Annotated in this window: 6 protein-coding genes; 5 read left to right on the forward strand and 1 reads right to left on the reverse strand. The window is 67.8% G+C overall.

Annotation, left to right across the window (positions count from 1 at the left end; translation table 11 throughout):
• Window positions 1–767: hypothetical protein (locus ACM2XV_RS11305; protein ID WP_487026988.1), on the reverse strand; the 767-nt coding region annotated here is incomplete at its 3' end.
• A 59-nt stretch (window positions 768–826) separates the two neighbouring features.
• On the opposite strand from ACM2XV_RS11305, the gene ACM2XV_RS11310 reads away from it, so the two are divergent.
• From ACM2XV_RS11310 to ACM2XV_RS11330, 5 genes are all read left to right on the forward strand, one after another.
• Entirely contained in the window at window positions 827–1,651 is an 825-nt protein-coding gene (locus ACM2XV_RS11310; RefSeq protein ID WP_487026989.1) for a glycosyltransferase family protein, read from the forward strand.
• Window positions 1,652–1,695: 44 nt separating this feature from the next.
• Window positions 1,696–2,925, forward strand: a complete 1,230-nt coding sequence (locus tag ACM2XV_RS11315) for a polysaccharide pyruvyl transferase family protein (protein WP_487026990.1) — start codon at window positions 1,696–1,698, stop codon at window positions 2,923–2,925.
• The gene (locus ACM2XV_RS11320) at window positions 2,922–3,566 is read left to right on the forward strand and encodes a PIG-L deacetylase family protein (RefSeq protein WP_487026991.1); all 645 of its coding nucleotides are present in this window, start codon (window positions 2,922–2,924) and stop codon (window positions 3,564–3,566) included. The genes ACM2XV_RS11315 and ACM2XV_RS11320 overlap by 4 nt, the downstream gene beginning before the upstream one ends.
• Window positions 3,563–4,486, forward strand: coding sequence for a glycosyltransferase family 2 protein (locus ACM2XV_RS11325; protein ID WP_487026992.1), 924 nt, complete (start codon window positions 3,563–3,565; stop codon window positions 4,484–4,486). Before ACM2XV_RS11320 ends, ACM2XV_RS11325 begins: the two co-directional genes overlap by 4 nt.
• A gap of 166 nt (window positions 4,487–4,652) precedes the next feature.
• A complete protein-coding gene (locus ACM2XV_RS11330; RefSeq protein WP_487026993.1) occupies window positions 4,653–6,044 on the forward strand; it encodes an O-antigen ligase family protein in 1,392 nt (463 codons plus the stop codon).
• The last annotated feature ends 80 nt before the right edge of the window (window positions 6,045–6,124 follow it).

Below are 6,124 nucleotides of genomic sequence, written 5' to 3' on the forward strand. Positions count from 1 at the left end.
CGCACGGGGTCCAGCATGCCGGCAGCCGTCTCGGCCTCGATGAGCGCGGTAACGCTCGCCGCCTGCCCGCCCCAGCGGCTGCCCGCGCGGGCGAAGGCGAGCATGGTGGTTCCGTTGTTGTAGAGCGGGTACGACCAGCCGCCGATCGCGACCAGTCCGAGCTCGCGCGCCATCTCGACCAGCACGGGCGTCGTGTAATACGCGAAGTGGCCGTTGCGCAGCGCGTTCCACATGCCGCCCTGCACGATCGCGGTCGCATTGAAGATCACCATGAGCAGCACGCCGTCCGCGGCGAGGTGACGCACGCGCTCGATGAGCGCCGCCTTCTGGTCGGCGTCGTGCATCATTCCGTGCACGTCGACGAGCAGCTCGGCTTCCCCGTCTGCCACCTCGACGAGGCCGAACGGTGCGAGCTGGGCGCGCCAGCTGCCGCCGTGCGGGCTCGAGTAGTGCAGCACGCGGCCACCCGGAATGATGAGGCCGGCGGCCGCGGCATCCGCCACGCTCGCCTCGGCCTGACGCACGAGAGCCGCCGGCTCGACGCCCATGACCTCCTCTGCGGCGGTGGCGTCCTCTTCGAGCTGCAGCAGGCCGCTCGACGCGGCCATGACCATGCGCGTCGGGTAGCGGGGGTCGGGCGTCGGCTCGTCGATGCGCGGGAAGTAGTCGGACGCCGGCTGTTCGCCGAGATCGAGCACCACCACCCCGTCGGGGTCGCCGGACCAGCGGTCGCGCCAGCCGGGCGCAGGGCGGGATTCGGGCTCCACACCACACACCGTAAGGCATGCCGTGCCGCGGCACGCCCCCCACGAAAAGGAGCGATGCCATGAAGGTCGTTCTGTTCTGCGGCGGTCTGGGAATGCGCATCCGCGCTGACAACCAGTCCGCCCCCAAGCCCATGACGATGGTCGGCGAGCGGCCGATCCTGTGGCACATCATGCGCTGGTACGCGTGCCACGGCCACACCGAGTTCATTCTGTGCCTCGGCTACGGCGCGGCCGCGGTCAAGAACTACTTCCTCGACTACCGCGAGGAGGTCTCGAACGACTTCGTGCTCTCGAACGGCGGCGCAGACGTCGAGTTGCTGAGCTCGGACTTCTCCGACTGGAGGATCACCTTCGTCGACACCGGCCTCAACACCCCGATCGGCGAGCGGCTGCGGCGCGTGCGGCCGTACCTCGAGGGCGACGAGGTCTTCCTCGCCAACTATGGCGATGTCGTGACGGATGCCCCCATGAACGACTTCATCGCCGAGCTGCCCGCCGACCACGTGGGCAGCCTCGTCGCGGTGCAGCCGACGGACTCGTTCCACGTGCTCGGCTTCGGGCCGGACGGCGGCATGACCGGCCTCGAGCCCGTCGCGGGCATGGACATGTGGATCAACGGCGGCTACTTCGTTCTGCGGCAGGGCATCTTCGACTACCTGAACCCCGGCGAGGACCTCGTCGGCAACGCCGTCGTGCGCGCGGCCGCCGACGGCCGCTTCACGGCCAACAAGTACAGGGGATTCTGGGCCGCGATGGACACCTTGAAGGAGCGCGCCGTGCTCGAGGAGCTGCATGCGAGCGGGCACGCGCCGTGGGAGCTCTGGCGCCGCAACGAGCCGCTGCCGTCTCTCGTCGAGCCGCTGCCAGATGCGCTGACCCGCTGAACCCACGAACACATGGCAATAGAGAAGAAGAGGACCGGAAAGGTATGACATCAGCCTCAGCCGCTGCCGCATCGGCGTCCGTATCGGGAATCGAACCGTGGCGTAAAGACCTGTCCGGACGGCGGACCGTGGTCGCCGTATGCGGGCACTTCGGCTGTGGCAACTACGGCAATGAGGCCACCCTTTCCGCGGTGCTCGCGCGGCTCGGCCGCTCAGAGTACGACCCGATCGTCTTCTGCGACGGCCCAGAGGAGGCAGCACGGACACACGGTGTGCGCGCGCGCCGGCTTAGTGCGAGGACAGCGCCCCATGGGCCCGTCGGGGCGGCATGGCGGCTGCTGCGCCAAGCGCTCGTCTCGTTCGCGGCCTGCTTCAGAGTCGATGCCGTGATGATCGCTGGTTCCGGTGGGCTCGAGCGCTATGGCAGCGGCCCGTTTGGCTTCCCGTTCACCATATGGGTGCTCTCTCTTGGGGCACGCATTGCGCGAAGGCCGTTTCTCATGGTGGACATCGGCGTTCAGGAGTTGCCGACCGCGCTGGGGCGGTTCTTTGCACGAAAGGCCGGAAGATCGGCCACGTATCGTTCGTTCCGTGACGACATCTCGCGCAATGCGATGGTGTCGATGGGAGTCAGCGCAGCAATTGCTGACGATGTCATCGGCGACCTGGTGTTCGGGCTGCCGCCGGAGCGCGTCCCAAAGCTCGGCGGAGTCGTCGTAGGGGTAATGGACTATCGCAGACGCGACGCATACGGCTCGCAGGCGGTCGAGGTGCACAGGCAATATGTGGACAGATGCCGGCGTCTCATCGAGTCGCTGCGCAGGTCCGGGCACACGGTTCGCGTTGTGGGCGGCGATGACGCTGACGCCGTCGTGGGTCGCGAGCTCGCCGACCAGTTCAGGGATGGGGCCGTCACATATCTTGACGTGAGCACGCCGCACGAGCTGCTTGCGGCGCTTGCCGAGGCTGACGTTGCAGTGGCCTCCCGGTACCACACGCTCGTCATGTCACTGCTGGCGGGAACTCCGGTCATTCCGATCGGCTACAGCGCCAAGCACGTGGCCGCGCTTCACCGGCTGGGGCTGCCTACCGCCTCGTTCGACATTGAGACGTTCGAGCCCGTCGAGGTCGCGCTTGCGGTCGAGGGTCAGCTTGACAACCGCGATGAAGTCGCGGGTCGCATCGTGTCGGCCGTCGAGACGGCCCGCTCCCGCCTGGACGCAGAGTGGCTCACGCTCCACGGAGTGCTGCGACGTAGGAGGTCGCGTCCATGACCGTCCTCGGGCTTCCCGATGGCCCACTGCGGGTCGTCGCGCTCGGCGCCCACCCAGACGATATAGAGATCGGGTGCGGTGGAACGCTGCTGGCGCTCGCTGAGCGAGAAGACGTTGAAGTGCATTCACTCGTGCTCACGGGCGGAGCCGACCGCCAGGCCGAAGCGCGTTCGGCGGCCGCTGCCTTCGGCGTATCTGCCTCGCCCGTTCTGCTCGGGCTTCCCGATTCGAGGCTCCCCGAACATTGGGGCGCAGTAAAGGACGCCCTGCATGACCTGCGGGCAGCTGTCACCGACCCGCACGTCATATTTGCCCCTCGCGTCGATGACGCGCATCAGGATCATCGCCTGCTGGGAACGCTGGTGCCCACCGTCTGGCGCGGACCGCTCATCCTCCACTACGAGATCCCCAAGTGGGATGGCGACATGGGGATGCCCAACGCGTATGTCCCGCTTCGCTCCGAACTCGTGGAGCGGAAGGTACGTCTGCTGTTCGAGCATTTCCCGAGCCAGCATTCGCGGGCCTGGTGGGATGAAGAGTACTTTCGCAGCGTCCTCCGGCTTCGCGGCGTCGAGGCGCAGTCGCGCTACGCAGAGGCCTTTCACGTCGGAAAGCTCTTGTTGTCAGCGGGTGCGCGATGACCAGATTGACTTTCGGGCTGCCCGTGTTCAACGGGGAGAGATTCCTGCCCGCTGCGGTCGCCTCGTTGCAAGCGCAGACGTTGGCCGACATCCGCATCGTCATTTCTGACAACGGGTCATCGGATGGAACCGAGGATTACTGTCGTGCAGCAGCGGCTGCTGACAGCCGTATCGACTATCGGCGCAGCCCTGTCAACAATGGTGCGATCTGGAACTTCCGTGAAGTGAGCAGGCTGTGCAACACCGAGCTGTTCAGCTGGATGGCTGCCGATGATGTCAAGTTGCCGGACTTTGCGAGCGAGACGGTGGCGGTGCTCGACGAGGCAGGGCCGGCTGCGGTGTTCGCGTGCCCACGGACCGAGCTGATCGACGCCGATGGTTTCGTATACGAGACGCTCAATGACGCAGACCTGGGAATGGACGCCGACAGCGCCCATGAGCGCGTCGGCAACATGCTGCGCAGCCAGGCGTCGCACGCCATGTACGGGGTGATCCGGACAGCAGCGCTACGCAGGACACGTGATGCGGTGGAATGCGGTGGAACCGATGTCGTGCTTCTGGCGGAGCTGTTGTGTCAAGGAAAGATGGTGCTCGCTCCCGGGAGATCCTTTCAGCAGCGGCACCACGACGAACAGGCCTCGATGCGCGAGGTGGCGGACCCCAGCTGGTTTGCGACGCGAGAGCGGCGGAAGCGCCGTTTCCGAGAGACCCGCACGAACGTCGAACTCTATCGGGCGGTTGGACACTCGCGACTGCCGTTGCCGGAGGTCGTCAAGACCACCGCCGCGGTCACCACCAACTGGGTTCTTCCCCGCTGGCGGGCGATGGCCCGCGATCTCGCGAGCGCGCTGGGAGTTGACCCGGGAACGGGTCGGCTTGACTGGCAGCGCTCGATGCAAGCGGCGGGCCGCAGTCGGTGACCGTGCCTGGCGGGACGGCCTTGTCTCGGCGGCACACCGTCTAGTGAGACATCCTCATTCCTCCTGTTTGGGGGGACGTGGAATATCCCTCACTTTTCTAAACTGATGATCGCTCAACAACGCGGACGCTCCCCGAGTCCGCGCCCCAACCCGAAGAGGCCCCCGAATGTCGATCGTCGCGACCCGCGTGCGCATGGGCGATGCCCTGTCCGCAGCGCGTCGGCGCCTTCCGGCTGTGGCGGGCGTCACCGCGGTCGCCGCCGTCGCCGTGGGGCTCGGGCTGGCGGCCGCCGGCCTCGGCCCGTGGTCGCTCGCCGGCGCCGCGGTGATCCTGCTCATCGGCCTCGCCGCGGTCGATCTCGCCCTGATCCCGGTGCTGGCGATGCCCGCCACGCTGGCCACCATGCGGGCCGGCGGGGTGCTCTCGTTCGCGGACCTCGTGCTCGCTGCGGCATCCGTCGCCGCCCTGATCAAGCTGCGCGGGCGCGGCGGCGTCGCGCTGCAGCCGCTGATCTGGGCGGGCCTCGCATACCTCGTCGTGATCCTGCCGACGCTCATCCTCAACCGGTTCTCGGCCAACTACATCGAGTGGGCGCACGAGCTGTTCCTCGTGATCGGCAGCCTCGTCGTCGGCTTCGTCATCGCCCGTGAGGGCCGGGCCAAGGCCGCGTTCGGTCTCTACGGCCTCGCCTGCTCGGCGATCGGTGTCGCCGCCGGTGTCATCACCCTGCAGAGCTTCACGTCGACCGGTGCGTTCCAGGCCGTCTATCTCGGCGATCTGCACAAGAACACCATCGGCGGCATGCTCGCCGCCGCGCTCGTCATCGCGTATGCGCGGCCACGGTGGCTCGACTGGCCCGGGTGGTTCTCGAACCTCGTTCTGCTGTGCTCGGGCATCGGCGTCGCCGCCTCGCAGTCGCGGCAGGGCATGGTCGGCGCGCTTGTCGGGGTGTTCATCGTCAGCCTGCGCTCGCCGGCGATCGGGCGGTGGGCGCGCCGGGCGATCTGGGCGGCGGGCGTTCCCATCGTGTTCCTCGTCTGGCAGCAGGTCAGCTCGCAGCTGGCGTCGGGCAACCAGTTCAACTCCGCCTACCAGCGCCTCGCCTGGTACGCGCAGTCGATCGACGTCTGGCACAGCTCGCCGATCTTCGGCGTCGGCCTGCGGTGGTGGTACACGAGCACCTTCGGCGTGAGCTTCCAGCCGCCGAACGCCGAGCTCGAGGTGCTCACCTGCGTCGGTGTCGTCGGCCTGCTGGGCTTCTTCGCCATGTTCGCGGGGTCCAGCTGGGTCCTGCTGCGCATCGACCCGATGTACGGCACCGTCGGCGCCGCGGTCGTGCTCGCCCGCTTCACGCAGGCGCAGTTCGACCTCTACTGGGTGGCCGGTCAGGCGTCACTGCTGTGGATCGTCGCCGGCGCCTGCATCGGCGCGATGGTGCGGGATGCGGCGGAGAGGCCCGAGCTCGCCCTGGCGGCCCCGGCACCCGCGCCGCTGCCCTCTCGCGCGAACCCCTCTCGCCCGAATCCCCCTCGCCCCAATCGGGGTGCGCTGCGATGAGCCGCCTCGACCACGTCATCCACGCCATCACGCCCGGCGACCACTTCTCGCCGCGCACGGGCTCCGCGATCCCGACGGTG

This window comes from Gryllotalpicola sp. CP2-P1, assembly GCF_057512245.1.